Below are 26,195 nucleotides of genomic sequence, written 5' to 3' on the forward strand. Positions count from 1 at the left end.
GGGAAACGGAGGAACGCCCACGCTAGGAACGCCCTGACACCCGGCCCGACGAAAAGCGCCCTGGCGGCGGATGTTCACATGGAACTCCCATGGAGGAAGGGCGTCGCGTCGGCCATGATCGAGTGACGGACCAGGAAAGGACTGGAACAGCCGGATGGCCGACGAGCCCCCCACGACGCCTGGCAGCGCCGACACGGTCCGCGACCGACTGCTGGTGGTCGACGACGAACCGGCCATCCTGGACACCGTCAGCCGGTTCCTGCGGTTCATCGGATACGACGTGCGCACGGCGGCCACCGCTCACGAAGCGCTCGCCTCTGCCCGCGACTTCCTGCCCGACCTGATCCTGCTCGACGTGATGCTGCCGGACGGCGACGGCTTCGAGGTCATGCACCGCCTCCGCGCGGACGGGCTCCCGCACGCCGTCGTCTTCCTCACCGCCCGCGACACCCGCAAGGACCTGGTCAGAGGACTGACCGAGGGCGGAGACGACTACATCACCAAACCCTTCGGGCTCGACGAGGTGGCCGCCCGCATCAGTGCCGTACTGCGCCGCACGCGCCGCCCCCGGAACGCCGACCCGGTCCTGCGCGTCGCCGACCTCGAACTCGACACGGCCACCTACTCCGTGCGGCGCTCCGGCACACCGGTCGACCTCTCGCCCACCGAGTTCCGCCTCCTGCGCTACCTGATGCTGCACAGCGGGCGGGTCATACCCCGCGCCCAACTCCTGGAGCACATCTGGTCGTACGACTTCAACGGCGACGACACGGTGGTGGCCACGTACATCAGCTATCTGCGCCGGAAGATCGACGCCCTGGGGCCCGGTCTCATCCACACGCAGCGGGGCGTCGGCTACAGCATCAGGGAGCCGCACCGATGAGCCGCCGTCCGCGGCGGTGGCCGCTGCGTACCCGGGTCGGCGTGATCGTCACCGCCTTGTGCGCGGGGGCGATCGCCGTCGTCGCCCTGACCTGGCTCGCGAGCGGGGCCGATCCTGTCGCCATCGTGACCGCGGAGCTGGTGGGGCTGTGCGTGGTGGCACTGGTCACCACGTCGCTGATACGTCGTGAGCTGCGGCCCCTGGAGCAGGCGGCGGTGATGGCCGACTCGATCGCGGCCGGAGACCTCGCCCATCGCCTGCCCGAAGCCGTCACCGCCTCCACCACCGAAGTCGGCCGCCTCGGCGAAGCCCTGAACCGGATGGTCGACCAGATCCAGGCCGCCCTGACTGCGCGCGAGCGTTCGGAATCCCGGATGCGCCAGTTCGTCGCCGACGCCTCCCATGAACTCCGTACCCCCTTGCAGTCCTTGCGCGGCTACGCCGAACTCCACCAGCGCGGTGCCCTGCCGGACGCGGCGGCAGTCGACGAAGCCATGGCCCGCATCCTGTCCGAGGTGCACCGCATGACCCGGCTCGTCGAGGCCCTCCTCATGCTCGCTCGCTTCGACGAGGAGAACGAAGAGGGCACGGCGGACCTGGAGCCTGTGGATCTCAGCAGGATCGTGGGCGAGTCCTGCCGCGACGCATCCGCGGCCGAACCGGAACGCCCGCTGGAGGTACACGTCGACCCGGGCGTGAGTGTGCTGGGCGACGAGGCACAACTGCACGGTCTGCTGGCCAACCTGCTGGGCAACGTGCGCATGCACACCCCCGCCACCGCGCGATGCGTCGTGACACTTGGTACCAGCGGCGACGACGTGACGCTCCGCGTCCAGGACGAGGGACCGGGTATCCCCTCGGACGCCGTCCCCCACGTCTTCGACCGCTTCTACCGGGCGGACAAGAGCCGCAGCCGAGCCGGCGGCGGCAGCGGCCTCGGCCTGGCCATCGTCGCGGCCATCGCCGAAGTCCATCACGCGCGCGTCGAACTCGACAGTACGTCGAGCAAGGGCACGCGCGTCGATGTGGTCTTCCCGGTCCTACGGGAGCAGGCGCCCGCGCCCGCTTGAGAGAACGAGCGGGTGCGTGACGCCCGGTGGTGAGGCGCAGCCACCACTCGGCCGGTGCGTTCAGGAAGGCGTCGGGCTGGGCCGGTTCATTGGTCAGCGTGACCGCGTTCCCCACCTCCAGTCCGAACGTGCGCTCGGGTGCGGTGGTGTCGGACGGTTGCGCGGACCGGGCGGGCGTCCAGGGCTTCGGGCTTGCTGGAGCAGCCGGCGCCCGGCCATGTGGAGATGGTCCGGGACCTGCTCATCGATGTGCTCATGCCCGACCAGGTGCGGGCGCTCGCCGACGTTCTCGGTGAAGTGAGCCGCCGTATGGCCGCCGGCACTGGCGAATACCGTGCCGCGGCCGACGAGACCGCTTGCTCCGGTGCCGGTGCCGGTGCCGACGTCGGCGCTGAGGCCGCTGCCGACCTCCGCGCCTGATGGCGACAGCGAACCGCAAGCTTGACGTACCTGGAGGGAATCAGATGATGGCGAGGTGAGAACACGGAACGGCGAGTCGGTTCTGGCCAGGGTCGTACGGATCTTCGAGGCGTTCACGCCGGAGGAATCGGCGCTGACCGTCTCGGAGATCTCCCGGCGTACGGGGCTGCACGTGGCCACCGCGTCGCGGCTGGTGGCCACGTGCAGCCCCGTACGGGTTCCTGACCCGGGATGCCGACCGCCGGATCCGAATCGGCATGCGCATGTGGGAACTGGCCACCCGGGCCTCGCCCACCCTGTCCCTGCGCAACGCGGCCATGCCGTTCATGGAAGGCGTCCACGACGTCGTCGGCCACCATGTCCAGCTCGGCGTGCTGGACGGTGACGAGGCGCTGTTCCTGGAGCGGCTGACGGCACCGGGCGCGATCGTCAACTACACCCGCATCGCGGGCCGCCTCCCGCTGCACGCCTCCTCCAACGGCCTGGTCCTCCTCGCCCATGGCCCCGCCGGCCGGGCCCTACCGAGCCAGTTGGAGGAGCTGCATGGCCCTGGCTGAATCCGCACCCGGAGGACGCATGAGTCCCGCTGACGTAGTCGCCGACGGTCCGCAGGGCCTGGCGTTCCGGGATGAGCGGCAACCATCCAACCGACCGTACGAGGCCACCGCGCCGCGCCACGGGGTGACGCCTGGAGAGCGACGGGATCGTCGACCAGCGTGACGTGATCCTGCCCTCCCAGCCAGATTGACCGGAGTTGCGGGGCCGGATGTGCGGGCCGTCATGTCTGCTGGCGGTCAGGTCTGCTGCGGAGGGAGCACGATGTCGAATCGCACGCGGGACCAGCTCTTTCCGGACAGATCGCGCCCGTCGGGGGTCGGGGTGCCGGCCGGCTGCCGTTCGAACCGCTTGATCAGCGAGTCCTTGACGCCGAACACGGCGTCGGAGTCCAGCAGGCTGTCGCCCTCGACGAAGATGTGGGTGACGAGGGTGCGCAGGCCGGGTGCGGTGGCCATGAAGTGCAGGTGGGAGGCGCGCAGGGGCGAGCGTGCGGTCTTGTCGAGCAGGGCTCCGACGGGACCGTCGTGGGGGATGGGATACGGCGTGGGAGTGAGGCCCCAGAAGGCGTAGCCGCCCTTGTCGTCGGTGTACAGATGTGCCCGGCCGGCCAGGTGGCCGTCGTCGTACTGCACGTCGTAGAGGCCGTCCTCGTCGGCTTCCCAGACCTCCAGGCGCGCCCCGGGGACGGGATTGCCGTCCGTGTCGGTGACGGTGCCCTCGACCCAGCACGGTTCGCCCGGGGCGCCGGCGGCCATGTCGCCGCCGAGGGGGATCTCGGGGGAGCCTTCGACGAAGAAGGGGCCGACGACTGTGGCTTCGGTGGCGTCGGCGGTGGCTTCGTGATTGATGTTGATGGTCTGCATGGATGCGCCGAGTACGTCGGAGAGCAGGACGAACTCCTGGCGACGGTCGGTGGTGATGTGTCCGGCCGCGGTGAGGAAGTCGATGGCATGCTGCCATTCGGCCTCGGTCAGGCGGACGTCACGGATGAAGGCGTGCAGGTGCCGCACCAGTGCCTGCATCACCTCCTTGAGCCGGGGGTCAGGCGTGTTCCGAAACGATGCGAGCACCGTGCGGACCAGCTCGTCCTCGATCTGACGCTGCTCGTCCGACACTGCGGAAGTGGTGGTGGTCATCCTCAGGTTCTTCCTGGCTTCGGCATGGGTGTTCACGCGGCGGAGACCTCCTCGGCGTCGTGACCGTAGATCCAGCCATTGCTCACCAGGGGGTCGGACCCGGCCAGCGCCGCATCACGAGCTTGCTGCTCGGGCCCGTCGGGCAGATGGTTGACGTCTCTGCGGGCACGACTGACCTGCTGGAGGCGCGTGGTGCGTTCGATGCGTGCCGACTCGTACTGCTTCAGCGCCTGCTCGGGGTCGTCCAGGGAACCGGCCAGGCAGCGCGCCAGTACGGCGGCGTCCTCGATGGACTGGGCGGCGCCCTGGGCGAAGAAGGGGAACATGGGGTGCGCGGCGTCGCCGAGCAGCGTGATCCTGCCCCGGCTCCAGTGACGCAGGGGTGTGCGGTCCAGCAGTGCCCAGCGTCCGGGGACGCTGCCCGCGGCGATGAGGTCCGTCACCCGCGGGTCCCAGTCGGCGAACTCGGCGTGGAACTCCTCGATCGTGGCCGTCGTGCTCCACGACTCGTCGGTGAAATCGCCGGCGGGGGTGAAGGCCACGACGTTGACGGCGCTCCCGTCGCCGATCGGGTAGTGCACGAAGTGCCGTCCGGGCCCGAGCCAGAGGGTCTGGGCCGGGCGAAGGGCGAAGTCGGGCGCCGCGTGGGCCGGCACGATGGTGCGGAAGGCGCAGATGCCGGAGTACTCCGGCGGTTCGGGTTCGGCCACCGCGCCGCGGACGACGGAGTGCACGCCGTCGGCACCGATGACGATGTCGGCCTCGACCTGGCTGCCGTCGGCGAAGCGCAGCAGCGCGCCGTCCGGGCCCGGGTCGACCGCCGTGCACCGGGCGCCCAGACGAATCCACTCGCCGGGCACGGCCGTTCTGAGGGTGTCGAACAGATCGGCTCGGTGAACGACGTAGGTGCGCTCGCCGTAGAGCCGCTCGCACACACCGCTCAGCTTCTCCACCGACAGTACGCTGCCGTCCGTCCAGCGCCGGAACTCCCAGCCCCAGTCCAGCGGCACGGCCCGGCGCAGAAACTGCTCCATGACGTCGAGCCGACGCAGCAGCCGTGCGGCATTGGGAGCCACGACCAGCCCCGCGCCGACCTCGGCGAGTGCGGGCGCCTGCTCGTAGACGGTGGCGGTCAGCCCGGCGCGGCGCAGGAAGGCGCCGGCGGCGAGACCACCGATGCCACCCCCGATGATGGCGATCCGCGGGCCGTGCACAAGGGCGGGCATGGACCCACTCCTCTGTCTCGAAGGGAACAACCTGGTCAGACCTCGATCCTGACCGATGTCCGGTACAGCCGAGAACGGCTATGTTCGTTCAATGGACACCTTCTTCGGGCAGCCGCCACGAGGAGCTGAGGTCCGACGCCCCGTTCCGGTCAGCCCGGTTACGCCGGTCACGCCGGTCGCAGCGTGAGCTCAGGGATGTTCAAGGTTCGCTTCGCGTTCCGGCCCGCCCGCTCCCGAATCCCCCTCGCCGACCTGACCCTGGGGACCGGGCTGCCCCATGCCACGGTGCGCCGGCCGACGCTGGAGCTCGTCGAGGCCCGTTGGTCATTCAACGGTGGCCCTTCTGAAGCGAAGTGCCTCTTGGCACCAACCGAGCCCGGCCCCGCCCCGGCGAAGCCGTGGCTCATGGACCTTGGGTATCGGAGCTGCGGATGAGTGGTGACCTGTTCGTCCAATGAACATGCCCATTGGGCGTGACGGGGACCACACCCTATTTTGTCGCTGCTCGATGGGTTGGCCACCAGGCCGCGCGTCCTGAATCAGGTCCGGTCGAAGAGTCACGCGGAGGCGGTCCGCGAAGGCTCCTGGGTCGTTCGGCAGCGGTGTTGCCGGACGACCGAGACAGAAGCACCCACAGCTGGGTCCGGCGGCGAACGCCGGTCCGATGGCAGCGCTTTGTGCGCAAGGAGTCGTCCATGGTCCAGATCGATTCACCCAGTGCGTCAAAGGGAGAGGGCGGCAGATACACCCTGAGCTCAGGCACTCTCGCGGCGGTGGTTCTCGCCGTGTGCCTCGCACAGATCGCCCTGTCCGTTCCCTCGCTCATCAACGGGCTGATCCAGCAGGATCTCGCGCCGTCCTCGGCCCAACTGACCTGGATCACCGAGGCCTTCATGCTTCCCGTCGCCGCGTTGGGGCTGGGCTTCGGTGTGTTCGGTGACCTGTTCGGCCGTAAGCGCCTGCTCATCGGGGGCGCCGCGCTCATTGTCGTGGGCTCGGCTCTCGCGGTCCTGGTGCCGGCTGAGGGATCCTCGACCGACACTCGGGTGACGTTGCTGATCCTTGCCCAGGTCCTCAACGGCATCGGGGCCGCGGCCATCTTCCCGACGAGCCTCGCCATGGTGGCGGCCGGTACGCACACGACCGCCACCCGCGCGCGTGGCGTGGCGATCTGGGCCACCGCGCTCTCGGTCGGCGGCTTCCTGGGACCGCTGCTGGCAGGTGTCGCCGCCAAGATCGAACTCGGCTGGTCCGGGAACGCGAACTGGCGCTGGGCCTTCGTCGGCGTCCTTGTCATCGCCGCGGTGAGCGCGGCCCTGTCGCTGGCCCGCGCCCAGAACTCCGCCTCGCCGGAGGGCCGATCCATCGACTGGCCGGGTCAGATCACTGCCGCGCTCGGCCTGTTCGCTCTGATGTACGCCGTGATCCAGGGCCCAGAGAGTGGCTGGGGGAGCCCGCAGATCGTCATCGCGTTCCTCGTCGCGGTCGTCTTCCTCGTCCTGTTCGTCTTCGCCGAGAGCCGTGCGGCCGAACCGCTGCTTCTCCTGAGCGTGTTCAGGAACCGGGCGTTCGCCATGAACTCGGTGGTCACCCTGATCGGTATGTTCGCGTTCCTCGTGATCATGTACGGCACCAGTATCCGCCTCACCACCATCCAGGGATTCAGCCCACTGAAGAGCTCCGTCGCCTACCTCTTCTTCGGAGGCATCGGCTTCGTACTGCTGCCCCTCACCTCCAAGCTGCTCGAGCGCTACAACCCCCGGTGGGTTCTCTTCGCCAGCATGATCCTCATCGGCGCGAGCGGACTGTGGTTCGCCGGCGTTCCGACGAGCGATCGGGCCCTGGGCGCCATCGTCGGGCCTCTGATCCTCGCCGGCGTCGGCTCGGCACTCGCCTTCGCCTCCATCAGCGCGGTCGCGGTCAACACGTTGCCCAACCACCTCGCCGGTATGGCGAGCGGTGTCACGAGCACGTTCCGGGACCTCGGGTTCGCCCTCGGCCCCGCGATCGCCGGTGCTGTCGCGCTGGGCCGAGCCGCCGACGACATCGCCGGCAAGCTGGCCGGCGATCCTGAACTGAGGAACGCCTACGAGGCCTTCCAGGCCTCCGCGGCCAATGCCCCCGCGGACCAGAGACCGCAGCTGGAGGCGGCAGTTCACGCCGTGGAGTCGGGCCCGCTCGGCGCCAACTCGGTGCCGGCCAGCATCACGCTGCCGGACGGTCAGGTCATGCCCTTCAACCCACTCAAGGACGTCGCCTTCGACGCCCTCAGCAGCAGTTACTCCCTCGCATACGTGCTCGGTGGTGTGGCTGCTCTCGTGGCTGCGGCACTCACTCTCGTGGGAGCGCGCGGTGGCATGGGCAAGACTCATCTCGACGACGACCCGCACACCCTGATCGACTGACCGCCCGACGAACGGATCGGCGCCGGACACGGGTAGCAGGCCGGCCGGCACAACCGGACGCCCGCCGCCACTCCTCCTCGGCAACAGCAGTTGCGGCGTGACGGCGCACAACAAGACGGCGCACAACACACAACGATCACCAGACGCACTCTGACAGGAGACGAACGATGACCACTGCGCACCCAGGGGCGAGCAGTACGAACGACGTCCGCATGCCGGCCACGGTTGCTCAGGCGGAGGCGGCGTGGCTCGTCGCGATCACGAAGGGCGACGAGGAGCAGCGTGAACTCATGCTCCCCGACTGCGTGACCGTTCACGGCCCGGTCGGGAATGTCCATGGACGCGAGCACTTCCTCAGCTACAACGCGTCCATGGGATCCACCGTCGAGGCTGAGACCAGCGAGGTTACGTGTCGGGAGCGAGGGGGACGGGCCATCGTGACGTGTTTTCAGAAGATGCGCATCCGGCGCCTGCCTGACCTGCCACCGTTCCTGGTGCAGGCCGTGGCCACACGGGTGTGGTTCTCCACCGACGAGGGATGGCGCCTCGGCCACATGCAGCTCTCCCGGCGGCAACCGCCGGCATGACGTGCCGGTCCTCGCCCCACGAAGGGCTATGAGGTGCGAATGGGAATGCCCGGCCTCCAGCCGAGACTCCTGGACAATCCCAGTCCGCTCGTGACCAGCGAGGGTACGGCCGCTTGCAGTTTGATCGAGCCCGCAGCCACCACAACGGACAGAGCCGCGACGACTGTGCCGCGGCCATCGAGGATGCGCGTCGCGACCGACTCGGCCCCTTCGCTCAGCTCTTCCTTGACGACCACCGTTCCGGTCGAGCGACAGGACGCCAGTTCGCGACGGAGTTCGGCGGGGTCCACGATCGTCTTGGGAGTGAAGCGCTGCAGCCTTCCCGCCAGCACCTCATCGATGAAGGCGGGACTGCTGTGGCTCAGAAGCACCTTGCCGACACCTGAGCAATGCAAGGGCAGAAGGCCGCCGACCTGCGATGTCAGACCGACGGCGTTGACCGCCGACAGCCGCTCGATGATCACGGCCTGGTCGCCCTGGAGGACGGCCAGCTGCACATGCTGGTGAAGTGCCGTGTACAGGTCCTCCACGAACGGCTGCGCGGCGCTGCGCAGCGTCTCGGCGCGCGGTGCGAGGGTTCCGAGGCGCCACAGGGGCAGGCCGATCGCGAACCGGTTGTCGCTGGTGCGCTCCAGCGCGCCGGCCTCCAGAAGGTCGAGCGTGAGGCGCCTGGCGGTGGCCTGCGGCATGCCGGTACGCCGTACCAGGTCGGCGAGGCTCAGCTCGGTGTGGTTGGGGTCGAAGGAGAACAGCAGATCCCACAGTCGAGAGCTGACTGAGCGTCCTGGCTCGTGCGCGCGAGGCATGGCTCTCCTCCATCGTTGGCGGCCTCGGTCACCCTACCTTTCATGTTCGTTGGATGGATGCCACCGTTCTAACAATGCTCGGTTTGCTGAAGTCTTGCCCGCAGCCAGTCACTTACCTCGCGCAACTGCCGCGAACGGTCCGCTCGACGTTGTCTTGATCTTTCGACGCCGAACAAGGCATTGACCATCCAACGAACACAGCCGTTGTCGTCATCCAGGCCACGCCCGAGACTCCGGTACGGAAGGCCCGCGATACGGCCCTGTCCCCAGCAATTTTTGTAGTAACCCTGCGTACGTCCAGAAGGGCGGATCACCGAATGGCACCCGCAACCGGTAGTGGGCTCGTCGTGCGAACACTGCAGCGAGCCGGAGTCAATGTCGCCTTCGGTCTGAACGGAGCACACGTCGACGGCATCTTCCAGGATGCCCTGGACGCCAAGCTTCGGATCGTGGACGTGCGCCACGAGATGAACGCCGGCCACGCGGCCGAGGGCTATGCGCGGGTCACCGGGGACCTGGGGGTCGCCGTCGTCACGGCCGGTGGCGGCTTCACCAACGTCCTGACCTCCATCGCCAACGCCCATCTGGACCGGACCCCCGTCCTGTACATCGCAGGCTCCGGTCCTCTTGAGACGGATCAGATCAACGACCAGCAGGCCGGATTCGACCAGGTCGCCATGGCGGCCCCGGTCACCAAGTTCGCGCACCGCGTCACCCGTGCCGAGCTGATCCCCCGTCTGGTCGCCCAGGCGGTCCGCATCGCACAGTCGGAGCCCAAGGGCCCGGTGCTCCTCGACATTCCCTGGGACGTCCTTCGCCAGCAGGTCGACGTCGACGAGGTCGAGGACTACCGCCTCGAGATCGACGCCACCGGCATCGCCCCCGCAGGTGGCGTCGATCGGATCATCGATGCGCTCGGCGCCGCTCAGCGGCCGATCGCGCTGGTCGGCAAGTCCTTCGTCACCGCCGAGGCACGGGCGCAGTTGCACGAGTTCGCGGCCCGTACGGGAGTGCCCCTCTTCTCCGACTGGGAGGGACTCGGGGCGATCGTCGGCTCCGAGCAACACGTCGGTCTCGTCCAGACCCTGGCCACCGTCCCCGACGACGAGCGGCCCGACCTGGTCCTGCTGCTCGGGCTGCGCTTCGGAATGACCACCCAGTTCGGCACGGGCCGACTGCTCCCGAAGAGTTCGCGCATTTTCCAGATCGACCCCGACGGCCGTGAACTCGGCCGGCTGCAGGATGTCGAACTCGGCATCCAGGCCGACCCGGTCGGCACGATCGGCGTGCTGAACGAGCGCCTGGGCGACAGCCCCGTGCCCTCCGGGCGCGACGACTGGCTGGGGACGCTGCGGGACGTCTCGGCCACCCGGCGGTCCGCACTCGCCGCCGAAACCGAGGAGCACACGGACGACGCGATCCACCCGTACCTCGCGGTCCGTACGATCGCCGAGAGCGTCCCCGACGACGCCACCGTGGTCGTCGACGGCGCCCTGACCGAGCTGTGGCTCTCCGAGACGATCGCACTCGCGCCGCTGGCCCACTACCTCGGGCACGGCTACCTCAGCTCGATGGGGAGCAACTTCGGCGTGGCTCTGGGAGCGCAGTACGCGGCCCCCGACAAGGCGACGATCCTCGTCACCGGCGACGGCGCCGTCGGCTACAGCCTCGCCGAGTTCGACGCCCTCGTCCGGGCGGGACTCCCGGTCGTCGTGATCGTCCTCAACAACCAGGCCTGGGGCGCCACCCTGCACACCCAGCAGTTCCTCTTCGGACAGGACCGCGTCACCAACAACCGCCTGCAGAACGGCTCCTACAGCGGCGTGGCACGAGCTCTCGGCGCGGACGGCGTCGACGTCACAGAACTCGACCAGCTCCGCCCGGCGATCGAGGCCGCACTCGCGGCCCGCCGACCGACCTGCATCGACGTGCGCGTGAGCCTTGGGCCCATTCCTCCGGAGGAGCGCGTCCTGAATGGCGGAGCTCCGTTCGGCGGCATCGAGATCGACGGATGAGCTGCCACTCCTGATCCCCCACGAAGGAGAACCATGAACGACACGACTGACGCCGGAAGTCGCGACCTGGCCGTCGAGGACCGGCGTCGGCGCTTCCTCGGGAAGACCTGCCTCGTCACCGGCGGCAGCAGAGGACTGGGCCTGGCAGCCGCACAGGCGTTCGCGCGCGAGGGTGCACGCGTGGTCATCATCGCGCGCGACCCGGACCAGCTGAAGACCGCGAGCGACCTGATCGGCGACGGCACGATCACCGTCCAGGCCGACCTCTCCTCCGTGGCCGGCATCAAGGACGCGGTCACGGAGGTCGCCGCGCGAGTCGACCACCTTGACGCCGCCTTCCTCAATGCCGGGCAGGCGGGCATCAAACGCCTCGCCGACATGGACGAAGCCACCTGGGACATGGTGTTCGACACCAACGTCAAGGGCTCGTTCTTCCTCATGCAGGGCCTCAGGCCCTTGCTCGCACCCGGCGGGGCCGTCGTCTTCTGCGGCTCGGCAGCCGGTCGAAGGGCCAGCGCCGGAATCGCCGCCTACGGAAGCAGCAAGGCCGCACTCGAGCACCTGACACGCATCCTCGCCGCCGAAGTCATCGGCGAAGGAATCCGGGTCAACATCGTCATTCCGGGCGGCATGAACACCGACATCGCCGAACGCACGACGGGCCTTCCGCCCGGCGGAGCCGACGCCTTCCGGGAGCGGGTCAGGCTCAGCACTCCCATGCTCAGAGAAGGAGAACCGGACGAGCTCGCCGACGCCGTGCTCTTCCTTGCCTCGTCCGAAGCCGGCTACATCACAGGTGCGGCCCTCCCGGTGGACGGCGGCGCCACCGGTTTCACCCGCCCGCCGACGTAGTGGCGACGGCCGCTGTCGATCACCAACCGCGCCACAGGACCCACGCGAGGACAACCACCATGGAGTTTCCCTTCGGCCAGCCGACCGACGCCATCATCCAGGTCGCGTACACGGTCCCCGACCTCACTGCCGGGATGCGCTGGTGGACCGACGAACTCGGCGTCGGGCCCTGGTTCGTGAACGGGAGGATAGGCGGCGAGGGCTCCACCTACCGTGGTGAGCCGGGGAAGGCCGAGTTCGCCCTCGCCCTCGCCTTCTCGGGGCACCTGATGGTCGAGCTCATCCAGACCCTCGACGACGAGCCTTCCATCTACAAGGACGCCTACGAACACCGTGGTTACGGCTTCCATCACGTCGCCAAGGCCGTGCCGAACGTCCGGGAGGAGGTCGAACGTCGTGAGGCGAGGGGAGCGTCAGTGCATTTCCACGATCGTGCCCCAGGGGGTGAGGTCTTCTTCCTGGACACCGGTGAAGATGCTCCGGGGATGATCGAGCTCGTCGAGGACAACGAGATCACGCGAGGGATCTTCACCTCCGTCTGGCGGGCATCAGTCGACTGGGACGGGGCGCGACCTCTGCGCGACTTCGCGGAGTTGCTGCCGGCCTGACCACTGGGCCGGGCGGACGGCCGTGCGGCGAGACGCGTGGCTGGCTCCTGGAAGGGCATACGCCCTCTTCCGCTCGGAGTGGGCGAGCACGAACTCCGGTCTCCGGCGGCAGAGATGGGCGTGGTTTCCGCTGCTGTGAGCCGGTGTTCTCGCGGGCCCGCGCCCCGCACAGCCGCCGTCCGCCCACTCCGTGCGCAAGACCACCATCGACGCGGCCGCCATCGCCTTCGCCGGGCCCGGAGGATCAGGGCGTCGAGCTCGAGGCCTGCCTGAGCCTTCGCGGAGCGGCACAGCCGTTGACACATCCGTGCCCCCACCGAGTCCGAATCGGTGCCCACCCGGCGCACTTCGATCGCCACGACCACCGCTGTCGGAGTAGCCGCCGCGGACGCCCCGCCCGGCACGCCTGTCTCCTTGACGGTCAACGGTGTCCGGCGCACCGTGACGGTCGACAAGCGGACTCGCAGCCATCGCGCCGCTGCGCGGCCCCGCGCGGCAGGAGCCGCCTCCTCGGTCGGGGCGGCAGGCGCTTCATACGTCCACGGGGGCGAGGACGATGTCGAAGCGCACCCGGCTCCACGTGCCGTCGATGACGCGGCCGTCGGGCGTCGGCGTGCCGGCGGGCTGCCGCTCGAACCGCTTGATCAGTGAGTCCTTCACGCCGAAGACGGTGTCCTTGCGGCCGATCGGGTCGCCCTCGGGGAAGATGTGGGTCACCAGCGTGCGCGCCCCCTCGTGGGACACCATGAAGTGCAGGTGGCTGGCGCGCAGCGGTGAGCGGCCGACCGCGTCGAGCATCTTGCCGACGGGTCCGTCGTTCGGAATGGGGTACGGCGTCGGGGTGAGGCCCCAGAAGCGGTAGCTGCCGTCGGCCGCGGAGAAGAGGTGCGCCCGGCCGGCGCGCTTGCCGGCGTCGTACTGGACGTCGTAGAGCCCGTCCTCGTCGGCCTCCCAGACCTCGATCCGCGCACCGGCCAGCGGGGTGCCGTCGGTGTCGGTGACGGTGCCCTCGACCCAGCAGGGCTCGCCGGGGGCACCGAAGGCGAGGTCATCGCCGAGTTCGATCGCGGGGGAGTCCTCGACGAAGAACGGTCCGAAGACGGTCGCCTCGGTGGCGCCCTCGTAGGCCTGGTTGTTGATGTTGATCGTCTGCATGCTCGCGCCGAGGGTGTCGGACAGCAGGATGAACTCCTGCCGGACGTCGTCGGTGATGTGGCCGGCCTTGGTGAGGAAGTCGATCGCCGTCCCCCACTCCTCCTCGGTCAGCCGGACCTCGCGGATGAAGGAGTGCAGGTGCTTGACCAGGGAGACCATGAGCTCCTGCAGCCGCGGGTCCTGGCAGGCACCGAAGGAGGCCACGACGCTGTCGACGAGCCGCTGCTCGACTGTCTGCTGCTCCAGCGACACCTCGCGGTGGATCGTGCCGTGGTCACCGGCCTGGGCCGAGCCGGGGTTGACGTGGGTACCCATGACGGCCTCCTTCAGTCGATCGGGTCGCCGGCCCACGCCGCCTTCAGCAGCGCGGTCAGGTTCTCGTCCGTGACGGGGGTGGGATTGTTGGCCGGGACCGCCTTCATGATCGGCCCCACGGCCTTGGCGATGCCGTCCTCGGGCATGCCGTAGTCGCGCAGCGCCTTCGGCGCGTCCAGCACCTGGCGCAATGCGGCCAGGCCGGCGCCCGCCGCCCGGGTGTTGAAGACCGCGCCGAGGGCCTCGGCGATACGGGCCTCCGCCTCCGGGGCGTGCGGGGCGTTGAAGGCCAGCACGTAGGGCAGCACGACCGCGTGGGTCTGTGCGTGCGGGAGGTTGAACATGCCGCCGAGGACGTGGCAGATCTTGTGATGCATGCCCGAGCCGGCCGAGGCGAACGAGACAGCGGCGAGGTAGGCGCCGTACAGCATCTGTTCGATGCCCTCGACGCTCGTCGAGTCGTCGGCCACCGCAGGCAGGCCGGTCGCCAGTGCGCGGATGCCCTCCTGGGCCAGCGCCCGGTCGAGCGGGTCGGCGCGAGGCCCCCACATCGAGTCCACGCAGTGCGCCATCGCGTTCAGGCCGCTGGCCACGGTCATCGCGCCGGGCAGCGTGGTCAGCAGACCGGCGTCGTACACGACCGACGCGGGCAGTACCTCGTTGTCCACACCGGTGGTCTTGGTGTCGCCTTCGGTCAGGCCCCAGACGTTGGTCGCCTCCGAGCCGGCGTACGTGGTGGGTACCGCGACGATCGGCAGCCCGGTGGTCATCGCCACCGCCTTGGCCAGACCGGTGGTCGAGCCGCCGCCGACGCTGACCAGGATGTCCGCGTCGGCGGCGGCCGCCGCCTGACGAGCTCGTCGCGCGACCTCGATCGGCACGTGCATCACGACCTCGTCGTGACGCAGTACGACCGGGATCTCCTTGGCGATCGGGTCGGCCAGCTCCTTTTCGCGGTCCGACGCGATCAGCATGACCCTGGAACCGCCGAGTGCCTCGACCTCCGCCGCCACGGCGAGGGGCGACTCCCCGGCCGCGAACACCACCCGCTGGGGAAGGGTCTCGTGTGTGAACCTCATCGTTTGTTCCTCGGGTAGGTCTTCGGCTGGGTCGACCGCATGCGGGTGACGGCCCGCATCAGGCCCCGGTCAGCCATTGTGTGCCTTCGGAGTAGAGCTGCTCGACTGCGGTGCCGGTGAGGCCGGGAAGCCCGTTCTTCACCGTGAAGCCCGCCTTGGTCTGAAGGTAGGCCAAGTGCCGATATCCGGTCGGAAACCGACGCAGGAGCTCGGGATCCAATGTCAGTGAGGCAGCGGGGTCGACGACGTCGAGCCGGTCCTTCTCGTAGATCGGCTGCCTGCGCACGATGGTCCAGCGGCCCTCGTCGCGGGAGAGGAAGTCGTAGAAGCGGCCGGTGCAGACGACATCGACCTCGACGGCGTCGATGCTCGCGCGCTGGTTGATGGTCATCTTCGTCTGAGCGATGGCTCGGTCGCCGACGATGTCCGCGGTGTGGCCACCCAGGAAGTGCAGGATGCTGACTCCCTTGTCGAAGCCTTCAAGGCTGGCCTTGATGAAGTCGGTGGCGCTTCCCTGGAACCAGGTGGCGGTCATCCAGCCGTCGCGCGGATGCCAGACCGTGGCGAAGCGGCTCCAGTCCCCGGCATCGCGCCACAGCGCCCAGTTCTCGATGAGCTGCCGGATCTCGTGGCGGTCGGTGTCGGCCTGCGGCATTGTTGACTCCTTGGAGGGGTGGAGATCCCTGGTAGAGGGGACGCGTCAGGCGGACCGGAAGAACTCCTCCAGCTCTCGGTCGAGCTGCTGGGAGGCCTCTGTCTCCCGGGCGTCCGCCAGCCATGCCGCGGCCACCGGCGGGCTGAAGGCCGCGGCAAGGCACCACAGCCATGGGAGCGAGGGCCGGGGGCGCGGCGCACGCCGTGTCGCGTGCGCCGTACGACCTTGTCGCATCCTCAGATCGGGTAGTGCCGGGAGCCGGACTGGATGGTGATCCAGCGCAGCTCGGTGAACTCCTCCAGCGCGGCGCGGGAGCCGAACCGGCCCCAGCCGCTGGCGCCGACACCGCCGAAGGGCATCTGGGGCTCGTCGTGCACGGTGGCGCCGTTGATGTGGCAGATGCCGGACCTGATCCGGCGGGCCACGTCGAGCGCGGCGGCCGCGTCCTTGCCGAAGACCGCGGCGGAGAGTCCGTACTCGGTGTCGTTGGCGACCGCGACGGCTTCGTCGGTCGAATCCACCTCGATGATCGAGACCACCGGTCCGAAGGTCTCCTCGGTGTAGATACGCATGTCCGGCGTGACCCCGCGCAGCACGGTGGGCTGCACGAACAGGCCGTCGGCCGTGCCGCCCGCCAGGACCTGCGCGCCCTTGGCGCGGGCGTCCTCGATCAACGCGACGACGTGGTCGCGGGCGGTGGCGTGGACCAGCGGACCGATCTGTGAGGCGGGGTCGCTCGGGGGACCGACGACCAGCTTGGCGGCACGCTCGGCCAGGCGGGAGGAGAGTTCGTCGGCGACGGTTGTGTCGACGATGACGCGCTCGGTCGACATGCAGATCTCGCCCTGGTTCATGAAGGCACCGAAGCCGGCCGCCGCAGCGGCCTCTTCCAGATCAGCGTCGGGAAGCACCAGGAACGGTGCTTTGCCGCCGAGTTCGAGGACCACACGGGTGAGGTGGCGACCGCCGAGTTCGCCGATGATTCGGCCGACCCTGCTGGATCCCGTGAAGTTCACGCGCGTCACGGCGGGGTGGGCGATCAGCGCCTCGACGACGCCCGGACCGTCCTCGGGCGCGTTGCTGATGAGGTTGACCGCTCCGGCGGGCACACCGGCGTCGTGCAGTACCTGGACGATGGCGGCGTGGGTGAGCGGCGTCTGCTCGGAGGACTTCAGGACCACGGTGTTGCCCCACACCAGCGGCCACACGATGGCGCGTACGCCGAGGATCAGCGGCGCGTTCCACGGTGCGATGCCGACGACGACGCCGACCGGCTGACGTACGCCGAGGGCGGTGAGGCCGGGCACGTCCGACGGGATGACCTCGCCGACGGCCGAGTAGGCCTGGGCTGCCGCCTCGATGAGCATGCCCTTCGCTACGTGCACGTTGAAGCCGCACCAGGGGAGAGTGGCGCCCATCTCGCGGCTCATCGTGGCGACGATCTCGTCGGTGCGCTCGCCGAGCAGGACGGCCGCACGTTCCAGAACCGACCGTCGCGCGGCCGGCGGAAGGCCTGACCATTCCGGAAAGGCGGCCGCCGCGGCGTCCACCGCGAGGTTGACGTCGTCGACGGAAGCTGCCGCGACCCGCGCGATCGGTTCACCGGTCAGGGCTTCGGTCGTCTCGTAGTAGCGGCCGTCCCTGGCCGCGACGTGCTCGCCCGCGATGAGGAGGTCGCTGGTCCGGACCGCGCCGGACGTGGGTGCCTCGGTCTCAGTGGCTGACATGTGTTGCCTCATCTCCACAACAGCGGCGATCGCCGCACGAACCCTGCATGTCGAACTCTCCGCCCACGGAGGCATGCCCTGAACCCTCATGTCCGTTCATCGAACAGCGCATGAGGGACAGGGCGGTCGGTCTTCCTGGGCCTCAGCCCGGCGGCATGCGCTTGGCCTGGTGCAGGTGCGCCAGGCGCCAGCCCTCCGCGGTCTCCTCCCAGACCCGCGTCACCGCCTCCTGCACCGGGAACGGCGGGAGGTTCTCGTCGAAGACGATGTGCATCTCCTGGAGGCACGTGGTGATCGCGGTCGTGCCGTGCACCGTGATGCTGAGCTCCTCGGCCTTCGCGAAAACGTGCCGGCGGCGGGTCCAGGTGAAATGGGCGAACGTCTTGCCGTCGTCGATCTTTCCGACCGGGCCATGGACGGCCCGGCTGTCCTCCAGCATGAGGGCGGTCATCGCTTCCTCGCCCTCGGTGAGAGCCGCGAGCCATGCGGCCTCTGCCTGCTCGATCGCCTGGACGGTCGTGGTGGTCGGGGTGGATGCGGTCGTCATAGGTCGAGCTCCAGAATCGGTGAGTGTGCTCGCGATGAGCACGTGGTGAACATGCCGTCGGCGCGCTCACGGTCGGTCAGGATGTCGTCGCGGTGGTCGGGCTCTCCGGCGAGTACGCGCACGATGCACTCGCCGCAGATTCCCTGCTGGCAGGAGTAGGGGGCGTCGACGCCGCCCGCGAGCAGGACGTCGAGGACGCTCTCGCCGTCCTTGACCTCGTACTCGCCGCCGGTCTTGGCCAGCCGCACCCTGAACGTCGTGCCGGCCGTGTGCGCGGCGGCGTCTTCCACGGGTGCGAAGCGCTCCTTGTGGATCGCTTCGGCGGGCCATCCCGCTCCGAGTGCCAGGGAGATCACGAAGTCCATGAAGCCCCCGGGGCCACAGACGTAGATCGCCGTGTCCGGGTCGGGCGGACCGAGGTCGGTGGCGGAGATGAAGCGCTGGTCGTCCGGGCCGTCGTCGAAGTGGAGCCGAACGCGGGGGTTCTGCTCCAACTCGTCGAGGAACGCCGAATCCGGCCGGCTTCGAGCGAAGTGGTGCAACGTGTACTCCGCGCCCCTGGCTTCGAGCTCGTGTGCCATGGCCAACAGGGGAGTGACGCCGATTCCGCCGGCCATCAGCAGATGGCGACGCGCCTGGTCCGAGACCCCGAACCGGTTCCGCGGACGCGAGATCCGCAGTCTGTCGCCCGCACGGAGCCGGTGCATTCCCAGCGAGCCGCCGCGCGACGCCTCCTCGGCCAGCACCGCCAGCCGGTAGCGGGCGCGGTCGTGCGGCGGCCCGCACAGGGAGTACTGACGGACCAGCCCGGCGGCACCGTCCACCAGTACGTCGACGTGGGCGCCGGCGGCGAACTCCGGGAGCTCGGCGCCGGCGGGACTGACCAGATCGAGCACCACGATCCGGGCAGTAGCGTCGTGCCGGGCGACCACGATGGTGTCGAGCCACTCGTTGCTCATCGTTCTTGCTCAGACTGCGGCGGCGGCGGCCGCGGCGTCGTCGCCCGCCGGGCGCTTGCCGAGGGTGAACAGGCCGGACTGGGTGCGGTGGACCTCCGACGCGTCGCGGACGATGTTGATCGGGTCACGCCCGGCCTCGACGTCGTCGACCATGGCGAGAAGCATGCGACGCAGCATGACGACGCCGCGGTCTCCGGTGGCCAGGGTCTCCTCGGAGTCGAGGGTGATCGCTCCCTGCGAGCCCTGGGCCTCCGCGTCACCGGGGAACTTCTGGCGCTCCTCGTCGGTCAGCTCGTGGTTCTGCTTGCCGTTCTGCGTGATGCCGATGACGAAGCGGACCATGCGCTCGGGATCGTTCGTGCGGATCGAGAAGAAGAGCCGGTGGCTGGTGTCGTCGGAGGGCACGACCCACAGCAACTGGTCCGGCCGCTCGTCGAAGGTCATCTTCACGAAGTCCGGGAGACCGAAGACATTGGGAAGGTGCTGCTCGACCGCGAAGCTGCACTCGGTGACCTCGCCGGCCTCGCCCTCGACCTCGAATCGCTGGGTGTACTTCAGTCCGTGGTCGGTGCGCTCGTACGTCACACGGTCGGCGATGAGGGACGCGTCGAAGAAGTTTTCGGGGTAGCCGAAGGTGCCGGTGCCCATCATCTGGTACCCGCTGTGCGTGGAGTGGAGCCAGGTCACGTGCACCGGGTCGGCGGAGTTCTCGTAGATGTTGAGCCAGCTGAAGTCCGTCGGCATGCCGAGGACCGCGGCGTGGGGGACCGGCCAGCTGGCGAAGTACCTCTCGTCCTCCGCGGGGTTCTCCAGCACGTCGTAGCGGGGGAGTTCGGGCTTGAGCTCGGGCGGGCCCATGTAGACGAAGACCAGGCCGTAGCGCTCCTCGACGGGGTACCACGGCTGACGGGCAGCGTCGCGCCTGCGCCCCAGGCCCGGTTCGCATGCCTGCTCGATGCAGCGGCCCTGGACGTCGAACTTCCAGCCGTGATAGCAGCAGCGGATGCCGTCGTCCTCGACGCGGCCGTAGAAGAGGCTGGCGCCGCGGTGGGTGCAGCGCTCGATCACGACACCGGGGTTGCCCTGCCCGTCCCGGAACACGACCAGATCCTCGCCCAGTACACGGGTCTTCTGCGGCAGGGCACCGGCGGTCAGCGTTTCCGAGCTGGCGATCGGGTGCCAGTAGCGACGCAGCGCCTCGCCCATGGGGGTGCCGGGCCCGACCTCGCGCAGGCGGGTGTTGTACGAGGGCTTCGGGCGGCCGTAGGCCGTGCCGGTGTCGACCTCTGAAGTGGTGGTCATCGTTCTGTCTCCCGTGCGGCTCGGGCGCACAGCGGTGGCGCGCATGCAGGGCTGTGGGGGATCACCTGCGAGGGCAGCGTCGTGTGCGACCTCGAATAGGATTGTTAATTCACATTCGCATTTAACCTGCGAGTGCGTCAAGGGTCACGTTCAGGTGCTCGTGAGCCGGGGAAGGGCTGACCGGCTGAAGGCCTGGTCGGGGCAGGATGCCGGTCAAGCGCACCGCTGATCGCCGTCCGGTGCCGCCCCGTGCGGGGGCTGCCGGAGGGGGTGTTGGCGGCGTATACGCTGGGGCGGTGAGTACCGAATCGTCGCTCGATCTGCCACCGGCGCAGCAGGCGCGCAGCCGGCTGACCCAGCAGCGGATCCTGGAGGCAGGCACGGCCCTGCTCGAAGAGGGTGGCACCGAGGCGCTCACCGTCGCGGCCGTCGCTTCCCGGGCCGGCGTCTCGGTGGGCAGCGTCTATCGGCGGTTCGGCGACAAGGACCGTCTGATCGCGGCCTTGCAGCACGACATGATCGACCAGTTTCGCGCCGACATCATTCGCCGCTTCACTCCGCTGCGCACGGATCCGGCCGCACTGGTCGCCTCGGCGGTCGCCGGACTCACCGAGACGTATCAAGCGCACGAGCGCCTGATGCGCGTCTTCTTGGCCGCGGGCGCCACCGATCCCGCAGTGGCTCGGGTCGGGTCCGAGGCCGCCATCGACGCCGACCGTGTCTTCCGGCAGTTCCTGGAGCCGATCGTGCCGATGATCGACGCGCCGGAGCCGGAGGTGCGCCTGGATGTCGTCTATCGCTTGATCTACGGGACCTGTCAGAACCGCGTGCTGTACGGCGAACTGTTCGAGTCCGACCGCCCCCTGACGTGGCGTCAGCTCACGGACGAGCTGGTGAATGTCGCCCGCCTGTACCTGCTTGGCGCGCCTGCGCAGTGAGCCGTGGCCGCCGATGTGAATGCGATCCCCACTTCACATTCGCGTCGGGCGGCGACATACTGAGCGGGCTTCTGGCGCCTCCGGGGTCGGCGAACGCCTGGACCGAGGCTGCCCAAGAAATCCGCGGAAGGCGGCCGATTGATGACTCTTCGGTCGTCAAGGGAAGGAACCGCTCCATGCGAGAGCCGCTCAGCTACGAGATCGCGCACGGCGCCGCACTCGCCGCTCTGGAAGCAGGAAGGGCCGAGGGGCACAAGGTGTGCGCTGTCGTGGTCAACCGAAGTGGTGTCACCAAGGTTCTCCTCAGTGACGACGGCGTGGGACTCCTGGGCGTGGAGACCGCGCGACGCAAGGCCTACACCTCGGCCGTGAGCGGTGTCCCGACAGCCAAGTTCGCGGTCTTCGCCGCGTCCCCCCAGATGCAGGTGGCGCCGCCCCATCTGGTCGACTCCAACCTTCTGCCGGTCGCCGGCGGCGTGCCGATCGTGACGGCCGACGGAGAGGTCATCGGCGCCATCGGCGTGGGCGGGGCGGACGACACCACTGACGACCGCATCGCGCAGCAGGCTCGCGACTCCGTCGCGAAGATCGTGGCGTAGGCCTGCCTCCTGGTCGGTACGGCGGCTTTGCTGAGCGTCGCCGCCGACCTGCGCCTGTCACATGGGGGGCCTTGTCCGCGGTCACCGTCGCAGTGGACGGGGGCGACGGCGTGCAGGATGCGCCGGCCGATGTAAGCGAGCTGTTTGACCTGCGCCTTGGTCATTGGCGGCCGAACATCAGTCGGCGCGCTTCCGCGGTCGGCCGACCCTGCAGGTGTCGATCCGGGCCGGACTCTTCGCGCGGCCCGACGAGACCGCGGCGCGCACCGGCCACGGTGACGACACCACCATCGGGATCACATGTGCGGCGCTGCCGGAGTCGACAGCTCTGAGCACTCGATGTCGTCTTCCTGGCGGGGATGAGTTTCGGTGAAGGCCGAGCCCAGGGGTGAGGGCCGGCCGTTGGGGCGGCAGCTTCGCAGGCCGGCGCCCACCGGCCCACTGGCCCACCCGACGTCGCCGGGCAGGGTTGTCCCGCCCAGCGGGGCCTTGCCCCGTGTCGGCGGACGTCTCAGAACATTGCCTGGATGATCCCCACGGTGCGCTCCAGGTGTGGCTCGGAGCGGTCGGGGCGGTGGGCCACGGCCAGCTCCACGCGGGCGTCGGCCCCGGCCAGCGGTAGGTAGACGACGCCGTCGAGCGCCAACGCGGTCACGGGCTGGGGCACGACGGCGACGCCGAGGCCGCCGGCCACGAGCGTGACCAGCGTCGAGGTCTCGCCGACCTCGTGGCGGATGTGCGGCTCGACGCCGGCGTCGCGCAGAAGGCCCAGCACGACGTCGTACATCACCGACCGGCGGTCGGCGGAGTGCACGATCAGGTCGGCACCGGCGAGGTCCGCGATGCGTAGCCGTTTCCGGCGAGCGAGGGGGTGGTCGACCGGTACGGCGACGACGAGCCGGTCCCGGCGCAGGGTGTGCATGGTGAGGGAGAGGTCGGCGGCCGGAGGGCGCAGCAGCGCGACGTCGATCGCGCCGGTGCGCAGCGCCTCGACCTGGTCGGGTGCGAGCATCTCCCCGCGGAAGGAGAAGTCGACGCCGGGAAGCTCCTCCGTAAGCCGCCGCGACAGCGCGGGAAGGAGGCTGTACGTCGCCGAGCCCACGCACCCGATGGCGAGGTGGCCCACCGAGCCGGCGGCGACGAGCCGTGCGTGCTGAGCGGCCTCGTCGACGTCGTCGAGGATCGCGCGCGCCCGCTCGAGGTAGGCCCGGCCGGCCTCGGTGAGGTCGACACGGCGGGTGGTGCGGTGGAGCAGTTCGACGCCGAGTTCCGCCTCGAGCTGGCGGATCTGCGTGGAGAGCGGCGGCTGGGCCATGTTGAGCCGCTCGGCGGCGCGGCCGAAGTGGCGCTCCTCGGCCACCGCGACGAAGTACCGCAGGTGACGCAGATCCATAGGTTGTCCGTATCAATTGGCTCGGATATGCGTACTTCAGAATATCGTGCCCCGGGACTAGCGTCGCTGCCATGAGTGCTTTCATCTACGCCGCGACGCGGACTCCGTTCGGCCGCTTCAACGGCGCGCTGGCCGGCGTCCGCCCCGACGATCTCGCCGCCGCCGCGATCACCTCTACGCTCGCCAAGGTGCCGGGCCTCGACCACGCCGCGATCGGCGACGTGGTGTGGGGCAACGCCAACGGCGCCGGCGAGGAGAACCGCAACGTCGGCCGTATGGCGGCGCTGCTCGCCGGGCTTCCGGTGAGCGTGCCCGGCACCACGGTCAACCGGCTCTGCGGCTCGAGCCTCGACGCGGCGATGACGGCCAGTCGCACGATCGAGTCCGGAGACGCCGAGGTCGTGTTGACCGGCGGCGTGGAGTCCATGACGCGTGCGCCGTGGGTGCTGCCCAAGTCGGCGAAGCCGTTCCCGGCCGGTGACGTCACCGCGGTCTCGACCACGCTCGGCTGGCGGCTGGTCAACCCCCGGATGCCCAAGGAGTGGACGGTCAGCCTCGGCGAGGCCAACGAACAGCTCCAGGAGCGCTTCAACATCTCCCGCGAGCGGCAGGACGAGTTCGCCGCCCGCTCACACCAACTCGCCCACGCAGCGTGGGAGTCGGGCTTCTACGACGACCTGGTGGTGCCGGTCGAAGGCGTGGGCCTGACCCGCGACGAGGGCATCCGAGCCGGGTCCACGCCGGAGGTGCTGGCCGGGCTCAAGCCGGTCTTCCGTACGGCGGAGCAGGGGGGCACCATCACGGCGGGCAACGCCAGCCCGCTCAACGACGGTGCCTCCGCGGTGCTGCTGGGCAGCGAGAAGGCCGCGGCCTCGATCGGGGCCGACCCGATCGCCCGCATCGCCGGCCGCGGTGTGATGGCGCTGGAGCCACAGGCCTTCGGCTACGCCCCGGTCGAGGCCGCGAACCGTGCGCTGGCCCGGGCCGGGATCGGCTGGGACCAGGTGGGCGCGGTCGAGCTCAACGAGGCCTTCGCCGTGCAGTCGCTCGCCTGCCTCGACGCCTGGAAGATCGACCCCGCCATCGTCAACCAGAAGGGCGGCGCCATCGCGATCGGGCACCCGCTGGGCGCCTCGGGCGGTCGCGTCCTCGCCACGCTGGCCAAGGTGCTGCGCGAGACGAAGCAGCGCTACGGCGTCGCCGCGATCTGCATCGGGGTCGGTCAGGGGCTGGCCGTCGTACTCGAGAACTGCGACGCCACGGAGTCGGCCCAGTGAGCCGGGCGGAGATAGTCGAGAGTGCCGACGCGGCGGTCGCCGGGATCGAGGACGGCTCCACCGTCCTCGTCGGCGGCTTCGGCCTGGCCGGCATGCCGTTCGATCTGATCGACGCGCTCATCCGGCAGGGTGCGAAGGACCTCACGATCGTGTCCAACAACGCCGGCAACGGTGACGTCGGGCTGGCCGCGCTGCTGGCCGCCGGCCGGGTGCGCAAGGTGCTCTGCTCCTTTCCGCGCCAGGCCGACTCCTGGGTCTTCGACGGCCTCTACCGCGAGGGGAAGATCGAGCTGGAGGTGGTGCCGCAGGGCAACCTCGCCGAGCGGATGCGCGCGGCCGGTGCCGGCATCGGCGCGTTCTACTGTCCGACCGCGGTCGGCACGCCGCTGGCCGAGGGCAAGGAGGAGCGTGAGATCGACGGTCGCAAGTACCTGCTGGAGTACCCCATCAAGGGCGACTACGCGCTGATCGGCGCGCACGTCGCGGACGCGATGGGCAACCTCGTCTACCGCAAGACCGCCCGCAACTTCGGCCCGGTCATGGCCACGGCCGCGACGACGACCATCGTCCAGGTCGACGAGGTCGTCGAGCCCGGAAAGCTCGACCCCGAGGCCATCGTCACCCCGTCCATCTACGTCGACCGGATCGCCCAGGTGACGGCCCGTCACTACACCGTGCAGGGGGCCCGATGACCACCACGTCAACCACCACGTCCAGCGGCCAGGCGTACGCCGGGGCGCCGAGGAGCGCGGACCACCGGCTCTCGATGGACGAACTGGCCGCCGTCATCGCACGTGACATCCCGGCCGGCGCCTTCGTCAACCTCGGTATCGGGCAGCCCACCAAGATCGCGGACCATCTGCCGGCCGACTCCGGGGTGGTGCTGCACACCGAGAACGGCATGCTCAACATGGGCCCCAAGGCCGAGGGCGACGCGGTCGACCCCGACCTGACCAACGCCGGCAAGGTCCCGGTGACCGAGCTGCCGGGAGCGGCGTACTTCCACCACGCCGACTCCTTCGCGATGATGCGCGGCGGGCACCTCGATGTCTGCGTCCTCGGGGCCTACCAGGTCGCCTTCGACGGCGACCTCGCCAACTGGACCACCGGAAAGCCCGACGACATCCCTGCCGTCGGCGGCGCCATGGACCTCGCCATCGGCGCCAAGGACGTCTACGTGATGATGACGCTCTTCACCCGCTCCGGTGAGCCGAAGCTCGTGCCGCAGTGCACCTACCCGCTCACCGGCGTCGGCTGCGTCAGCCGCGTCTACACGGACCACGGCGTCTTCGACGTCGGTCCCGACGGGGTACGGATCCGGGAGACGTACGGCGTCGGCGTCCACGAACTGGCGGAGCGACTCGGCATCACGCTGTCCTAGGCCAGTCAGCCGAGGTGCACCGTTCGTAGATGCCGACCAGCGTGTGCTGTGCCCCGGCGCGGGCGCAGATCTCCTGGTACTCGGCAGCTCGCCGGTCGACGACACCCCCCGGGCCGACATGTGCCCAAAGGGCGCCGTGGGATGAACCTGATGAGCCTGGCGCTTCCCTCGCCCGGCTCGGCGTCGACGCCGAGCCGGGCCTGCCTCTGCAGAACCGTACGGAGGCCTGGGGGGAAAACGGGTCCAGGGTTCTTCGCCGCCGGGCCGGGCGCGCCTTCGCTCTCCGCGCGCCCGGCCCGGCG

The 26,195-nt window shown here is 69.5% G+C and carries 25 protein-coding genes and 1 pseudogene; 15 read left to right on the plus strand and 11 right to left on the minus strand.

From position 1 onward, the window contains the following. The first annotated feature begins 154 nt into the window (after nt 1-154). The 5 genes and pseudogenes from OG252_RS49030 (at nt 155) to OG252_RS49050 (ending at nt 2,930) form a co-directional block, all read left to right on the plus strand. Nucleotides 155-883, plus strand: a complete 729-nt coding sequence (locus tag OG252_RS49030) for a response regulator transcription factor (RefSeq protein ID WP_266446568.1) — start codon at nt 155-157, stop codon at nt 881-883. Beyond that, nucleotides 880-1,953, plus strand: coding sequence for a sensor histidine kinase (locus OG252_RS49035; protein ID WP_266446571.1), 1,074 nt, complete (start codon nt 880-882; stop codon nt 1,951-1,953). Before OG252_RS49030 ends, OG252_RS49035 begins: the two co-directional genes overlap by 4 nt. Before the next feature lie 192 nt (nt 1,954-2,145). Further along, nucleotides 2,146-2,373, plus strand: a complete 228-nt coding sequence (locus OG252_RS49040) for a hypothetical protein (protein ID WP_329344641.1) — start codon at nt 2,146-2,148, stop codon at nt 2,371-2,373. Between the two features lie 55 nt (nt 2,374-2,428). Further along, nucleotides 2,429-2,518, plus strand: a pseudogene (locus OG252_RS49045) (IclR family transcriptional regulator); the annotation flags it as partial. 112 nt (nt 2,519-2,630) lie between these two features. Continuing rightward, a complete protein-coding gene (locus OG252_RS49050; RefSeq protein WP_329345444.1) occupies nt 2,631-2,930 on the plus strand; it encodes an IclR family transcriptional regulator domain-containing protein in 300 nt (99 codons plus the stop codon). A gap of 237 nt (nt 2,931-3,167) precedes the next feature. On the opposite strand, the gene OG252_RS49055 is transcribed toward OG252_RS49050, so the two are convergent. After that, nucleotides 3,168-4,067 carry a dioxygenase family protein gene (locus OG252_RS49055; RefSeq protein WP_329344642.1) on the minus strand — a complete coding sequence of 300 codons (900 nt, stop codon included), beginning with the start codon at nt 4,065-4,067 and terminating at the stop codon, nt 3,168-3,170. A 32-nt stretch (nt 4,068-4,099) separates the two neighbouring features. Further along, the gene (locus OG252_RS49060) at nt 4,100-5,293 is read right to left on the minus strand and encodes an FAD-dependent monooxygenase (protein ID WP_329344643.1); all 1,194 of its coding nucleotides are present in this window, start codon (nt 5,291-5,293) and stop codon (nt 4,100-4,102) included. Nucleotides 5,294-5,988: 695 nt separating this feature from the next. Between OG252_RS49060 and OG252_RS49065 the strand changes: the two genes are divergently transcribed. Both OG252_RS49065 and OG252_RS49070 read left to right on the plus strand, forming a co-directional pair. Then, nucleotides 5,989-7,698 carry an MFS transporter gene (locus tag OG252_RS49065; RefSeq protein ID WP_329344644.1) on the plus strand — a complete coding sequence of 570 codons (1,710 nt, stop codon included), beginning with the start codon at nt 5,989-5,991 and terminating at the stop codon, nt 7,696-7,698. 167 nt (nt 7,699-7,865) lie between these two features. Then, nucleotides 7,866-8,285, plus strand: coding sequence for a nuclear transport factor 2 family protein (locus tag OG252_RS49070; RefSeq protein WP_329344645.1), 420 nt, complete (start codon nt 7,866-7,868; stop codon nt 8,283-8,285). Nucleotides 8,286-8,311: 26 nt separating this feature from the next. On the opposite strand, the gene OG252_RS49075 is transcribed toward OG252_RS49070, so the two are convergent. Beyond that, on the minus strand, nt 8,312-9,091 hold the full coding sequence (locus OG252_RS49075) for an IclR family transcriptional regulator (RefSeq protein ID WP_266446583.1): 780 nt from the start codon (nt 9,089-9,091) through the stop codon (nt 8,312-8,314). 317 nt (nt 9,092-9,408) lie between these two features. Between OG252_RS49075 and OG252_RS49080 the strand changes: the two genes are divergently transcribed. From OG252_RS49080 to OG252_RS49090, 3 genes are read left to right on the plus strand one after another with little or no spacing between them, the layout of a single operon-like run. Continuing rightward, nucleotides 9,409-11,106 carry a thiamine pyrophosphate-binding protein gene (locus tag OG252_RS49080; RefSeq protein ID WP_329344646.1) on the plus strand — a complete coding sequence of 566 codons (1,698 nt, stop codon included), beginning with the start codon at nt 9,409-9,411 and terminating at the stop codon, nt 11,104-11,106. A 33-nt stretch (nt 11,107-11,139) separates the two neighbouring features. Beyond that, on the plus strand, nt 11,140-11,958 hold the full coding sequence (locus tag OG252_RS49085; RefSeq protein ID WP_266446588.1) for an SDR family NAD(P)-dependent oxidoreductase: 819 nt from the start codon (nt 11,140-11,142) through the stop codon (nt 11,956-11,958). 59 nt (nt 11,959-12,017) lie between these two features. Next, nucleotides 12,018-12,566: a VOC family protein gene (locus tag OG252_RS49090; protein ID WP_266446591.1), complete on the plus strand. Its 549-nt coding sequence runs from the start codon at nt 12,018-12,020 to the stop codon at nt 12,564-12,566. 531 nt (nt 12,567-13,097) lie between these two features. Here OG252_RS49090 and OG252_RS49100 read toward each other — a convergent pair. From OG252_RS49100 to OG252_RS49130, 7 genes are all read right to left on the minus strand, one after another. After that, a complete protein-coding gene (locus tag OG252_RS49100) occupies nt 13,098-14,036 on the minus strand; it encodes a dioxygenase family protein (protein WP_329344647.1) in 939 nt (312 codons plus the stop codon). Between the two features lie 11 nt (nt 14,037-14,047). Continuing rightward, on the minus strand, nt 14,048-15,115 hold the full coding sequence (locus OG252_RS49105; RefSeq protein ID WP_329344648.1) for a maleylacetate reductase: 1,068 nt from the start codon (nt 15,113-15,115) through the stop codon (nt 14,048-14,050). A gap of 58 nt (nt 15,116-15,173) precedes the next feature. Then, nucleotides 15,174-15,770, minus strand: coding sequence for a nuclear transport factor 2 family protein (locus OG252_RS49110; protein WP_329344649.1), 597 nt, complete (start codon nt 15,768-15,770; stop codon nt 15,174-15,176). Nucleotides 15,771-16,006: 236 nt separating this feature from the next. Beyond that, nucleotides 16,007-17,497, minus strand: a complete 1,491-nt coding sequence (locus OG252_RS49115) for an aldehyde dehydrogenase (protein ID WP_329344650.1) — start codon at nt 17,495-17,497, stop codon at nt 16,007-16,009. A gap of 142 nt (nt 17,498-17,639) precedes the next feature. Then, on the minus strand, nt 17,640-18,044 hold the full coding sequence (locus tag OG252_RS49120; RefSeq protein WP_266446607.1) for a nuclear transport factor 2 family protein: 405 nt from the start codon (nt 18,042-18,044) through the stop codon (nt 17,640-17,642). Then, entirely contained in the window at nt 18,041-19,003 is a 963-nt protein-coding gene (locus OG252_RS49125; protein ID WP_266446609.1) for a PDR/VanB family oxidoreductase, read from the minus strand. Before OG252_RS49125 ends, OG252_RS49120 begins: the two co-directional genes overlap by 4 nt. 9 nt (nt 19,004-19,012) lie before the next feature. Beyond that, on the minus strand, nt 19,013-20,305 hold the full coding sequence (locus tag OG252_RS49130) for a Rieske 2Fe-2S domain-containing protein (protein WP_329344651.1): 1,293 nt from the start codon (nt 20,303-20,305) through the stop codon (nt 19,013-19,015). A gap of 296 nt (nt 20,306-20,601) precedes the next feature. On the opposite strand from OG252_RS49130, the gene OG252_RS49135 reads away from it, so the two are divergent. Beyond that, entirely contained in the window at nt 20,602-21,243 is a 642-nt protein-coding gene (locus tag OG252_RS49135; protein ID WP_266446613.1) for a TetR/AcrR family transcriptional regulator, read from the plus strand. A 176-nt stretch (nt 21,244-21,419) separates the two neighbouring features. Beyond that, nucleotides 21,420-21,842, plus strand: coding sequence for a GlcG/HbpS family heme-binding protein (locus OG252_RS49140; RefSeq protein ID WP_266446616.1), 423 nt, complete (start codon nt 21,420-21,422; stop codon nt 21,840-21,842). Between the two features lie 511 nt (nt 21,843-22,353). Here OG252_RS49140 and OG252_RS49145 read toward each other — a convergent pair. Next, entirely contained in the window at nt 22,354-23,235 is an 882-nt protein-coding gene (locus tag OG252_RS49145) for a LysR substrate-binding domain-containing protein (protein WP_329344652.1), read from the minus strand. Nucleotides 23,236-23,306: 71 nt separating this feature from the next. Here OG252_RS49145 and OG252_RS49150 point away from each other — a divergent pair, with 71 nt between their 5' ends. Genes OG252_RS49150 through OG252_RS49160 form a run of 3 tightly spaced genes read left to right on the plus strand, consistent with a single transcriptional unit; the run spans nt 23,307 to nt 25,893 of the window. Beyond that, a complete protein-coding gene (locus tag OG252_RS49150; RefSeq protein ID WP_266446622.1) occupies nt 23,307-24,512 on the plus strand; it encodes a thiolase family protein in 1,206 nt (401 codons plus the stop codon). Continuing rightward, a complete protein-coding gene (locus tag OG252_RS49155) occupies nt 24,509-25,204 on the plus strand; it encodes a 3-oxoacid CoA-transferase subunit A (RefSeq protein WP_329344653.1) in 696 nt (231 codons plus the stop codon). The genes OG252_RS49150 and OG252_RS49155 overlap by 4 nt, the downstream gene beginning before the upstream one ends. Then, on the plus strand, nt 25,201-25,893 hold the full coding sequence (locus OG252_RS49160; RefSeq protein ID WP_266446628.1) for a 3-oxoacid CoA-transferase subunit B: 693 nt from the start codon (nt 25,201-25,203) through the stop codon (nt 25,891-25,893). The genes OG252_RS49155 and OG252_RS49160 overlap by 4 nt, the downstream gene beginning before the upstream one ends. Nucleotides 25,894-26,195 lie beyond the last annotated feature (302 nt).

Source organism: Streptomyces sp. NBC_01352 (assembly GCF_036237295.1).
In the GTDB taxonomy this organism is placed as follows: Bacteria; Actinomycetota; Actinomycetes; order Streptomycetales; family Streptomycetaceae; genus Streptomyces; species Streptomyces plumbiresistens.

What these genes read in the sequence shown, in the direction of transcription:
- OG252_RS49030 (WP_266446568.1), top strand. Translation starts at nt 155, where the DNA reads ATGGCCGACGAGCCCCCCACGACGCCTGGCAGCGCCGACACGGTCCGC.
- OG252_RS49035 (WP_266446571.1), top strand. Translation starts at nt 880, where the DNA reads ATGAGCCGCCGTCCGCGGCGGTGGCCGCTGCGTACCCGGGTCGGCGTG.
- OG252_RS49050 (WP_329345444.1), top strand. Translation starts at nt 2,631, where the DNA reads ATGCGCATGTGGGAACTGGCCACCCGGGCCTCGCCCACCCTGTCCCTG.
- OG252_RS49055 (WP_329344642.1), bottom strand. Translation starts at nt 4,067, where the DNA reads ATGACCACCACCACTTCCGCAGTGTCGGACGAGCAGCGTCAGATCGAG.
- OG252_RS49060 (WP_329344643.1), bottom strand. Translation starts at nt 5,293, where the DNA reads ATGCCCGCCCTTGTGCACGGCCCGCGGATCGCCATCATCGGGGGTGGC.
- OG252_RS49065 (WP_329344644.1), top strand. Translation starts at nt 5,989, where the DNA reads ATGGTCCAGATCGATTCACCCAGTGCGTCAAAGGGAGAGGGCGGCAGA.
- OG252_RS49070 (WP_329344645.1), top strand. Translation starts at nt 7,866, where the DNA reads ATGACCACTGCGCACCCAGGGGCGAGCAGTACGAACGACGTCCGCATG.
- OG252_RS49075 (WP_266446583.1), bottom strand. Translation starts at nt 9,091, where the DNA reads ATGCCTCGCGCGCACGAGCCAGGACGCTCAGTCAGCTCTCGACTGTGG.
- OG252_RS49080 (WP_329344646.1), top strand. Translation starts at nt 9,409, where the DNA reads ATGGCACCCGCAACCGGTAGTGGGCTCGTCGTGCGAACACTGCAGCGA.
- OG252_RS49085 (WP_266446588.1), top strand. Translation starts at nt 11,140, where the DNA reads ATGAACGACACGACTGACGCCGGAAGTCGCGACCTGGCCGTCGAGGAC.
- OG252_RS49090 (WP_266446591.1), top strand. Translation starts at nt 12,018, where the DNA reads ATGGAGTTTCCCTTCGGCCAGCCGACCGACGCCATCATCCAGGTCGCG.
- OG252_RS49100 (WP_329344647.1), bottom strand. Translation starts at nt 14,036, where the DNA reads ATGGGTACCCACGTCAACCCCGGCTCGGCCCAGGCCGGTGACCACGGC.
- OG252_RS49105 (WP_329344648.1), bottom strand. Translation starts at nt 15,115, where the DNA reads ATGAGGTTCACACACGAGACCCTTCCCCAGCGGGTGGTGTTCGCGGCC.
- OG252_RS49110 (WP_329344649.1), bottom strand. Translation starts at nt 15,770, where the DNA reads ATGCCGCAGGCCGACACCGACCGCCACGAGATCCGGCAGCTCATCGAG.
- OG252_RS49115 (WP_329344650.1), bottom strand. Translation starts at nt 17,497, where the DNA reads ATGTCAGCCACTGAGACCGAGGCACCCACGTCCGGCGCGGTCCGGACC.
- OG252_RS49120 (WP_266446607.1), bottom strand. Translation starts at nt 18,044, where the DNA reads ATGACGACCGCATCCACCCCGACCACCACGACCGTCCAGGCGATCGAG.
- OG252_RS49125 (WP_266446609.1), bottom strand. Translation starts at nt 19,003, where the DNA reads ATGAGCAACGAGTGGCTCGACACCATCGTGGTCGCCCGGCACGACGCT.
- OG252_RS49130 (WP_329344651.1), bottom strand. Translation starts at nt 20,305, where the DNA reads ATGACCACCACTTCAGAGGTCGACACCGGCACGGCCTACGGCCGCCCG.
- OG252_RS49140 (WP_266446616.1), top strand. Translation starts at nt 21,420, where the DNA reads ATGCGAGAGCCGCTCAGCTACGAGATCGCGCACGGCGCCGCACTCGCC.
- OG252_RS49145 (WP_329344652.1), bottom strand. Translation starts at nt 23,235, where the DNA reads ATGGATCTGCGTCACCTGCGGTACTTCGTCGCGGTGGCCGAGGAGCGC.
- OG252_RS49150 (WP_266446622.1), top strand. Translation starts at nt 23,307, where the DNA reads ATGAGTGCTTTCATCTACGCCGCGACGCGGACTCCGTTCGGCCGCTTC.
- OG252_RS49160 (WP_266446628.1), top strand. Translation starts at nt 25,201, where the DNA reads ATGACCACCACGTCAACCACCACGTCCAGCGGCCAGGCGTACGCCGGG.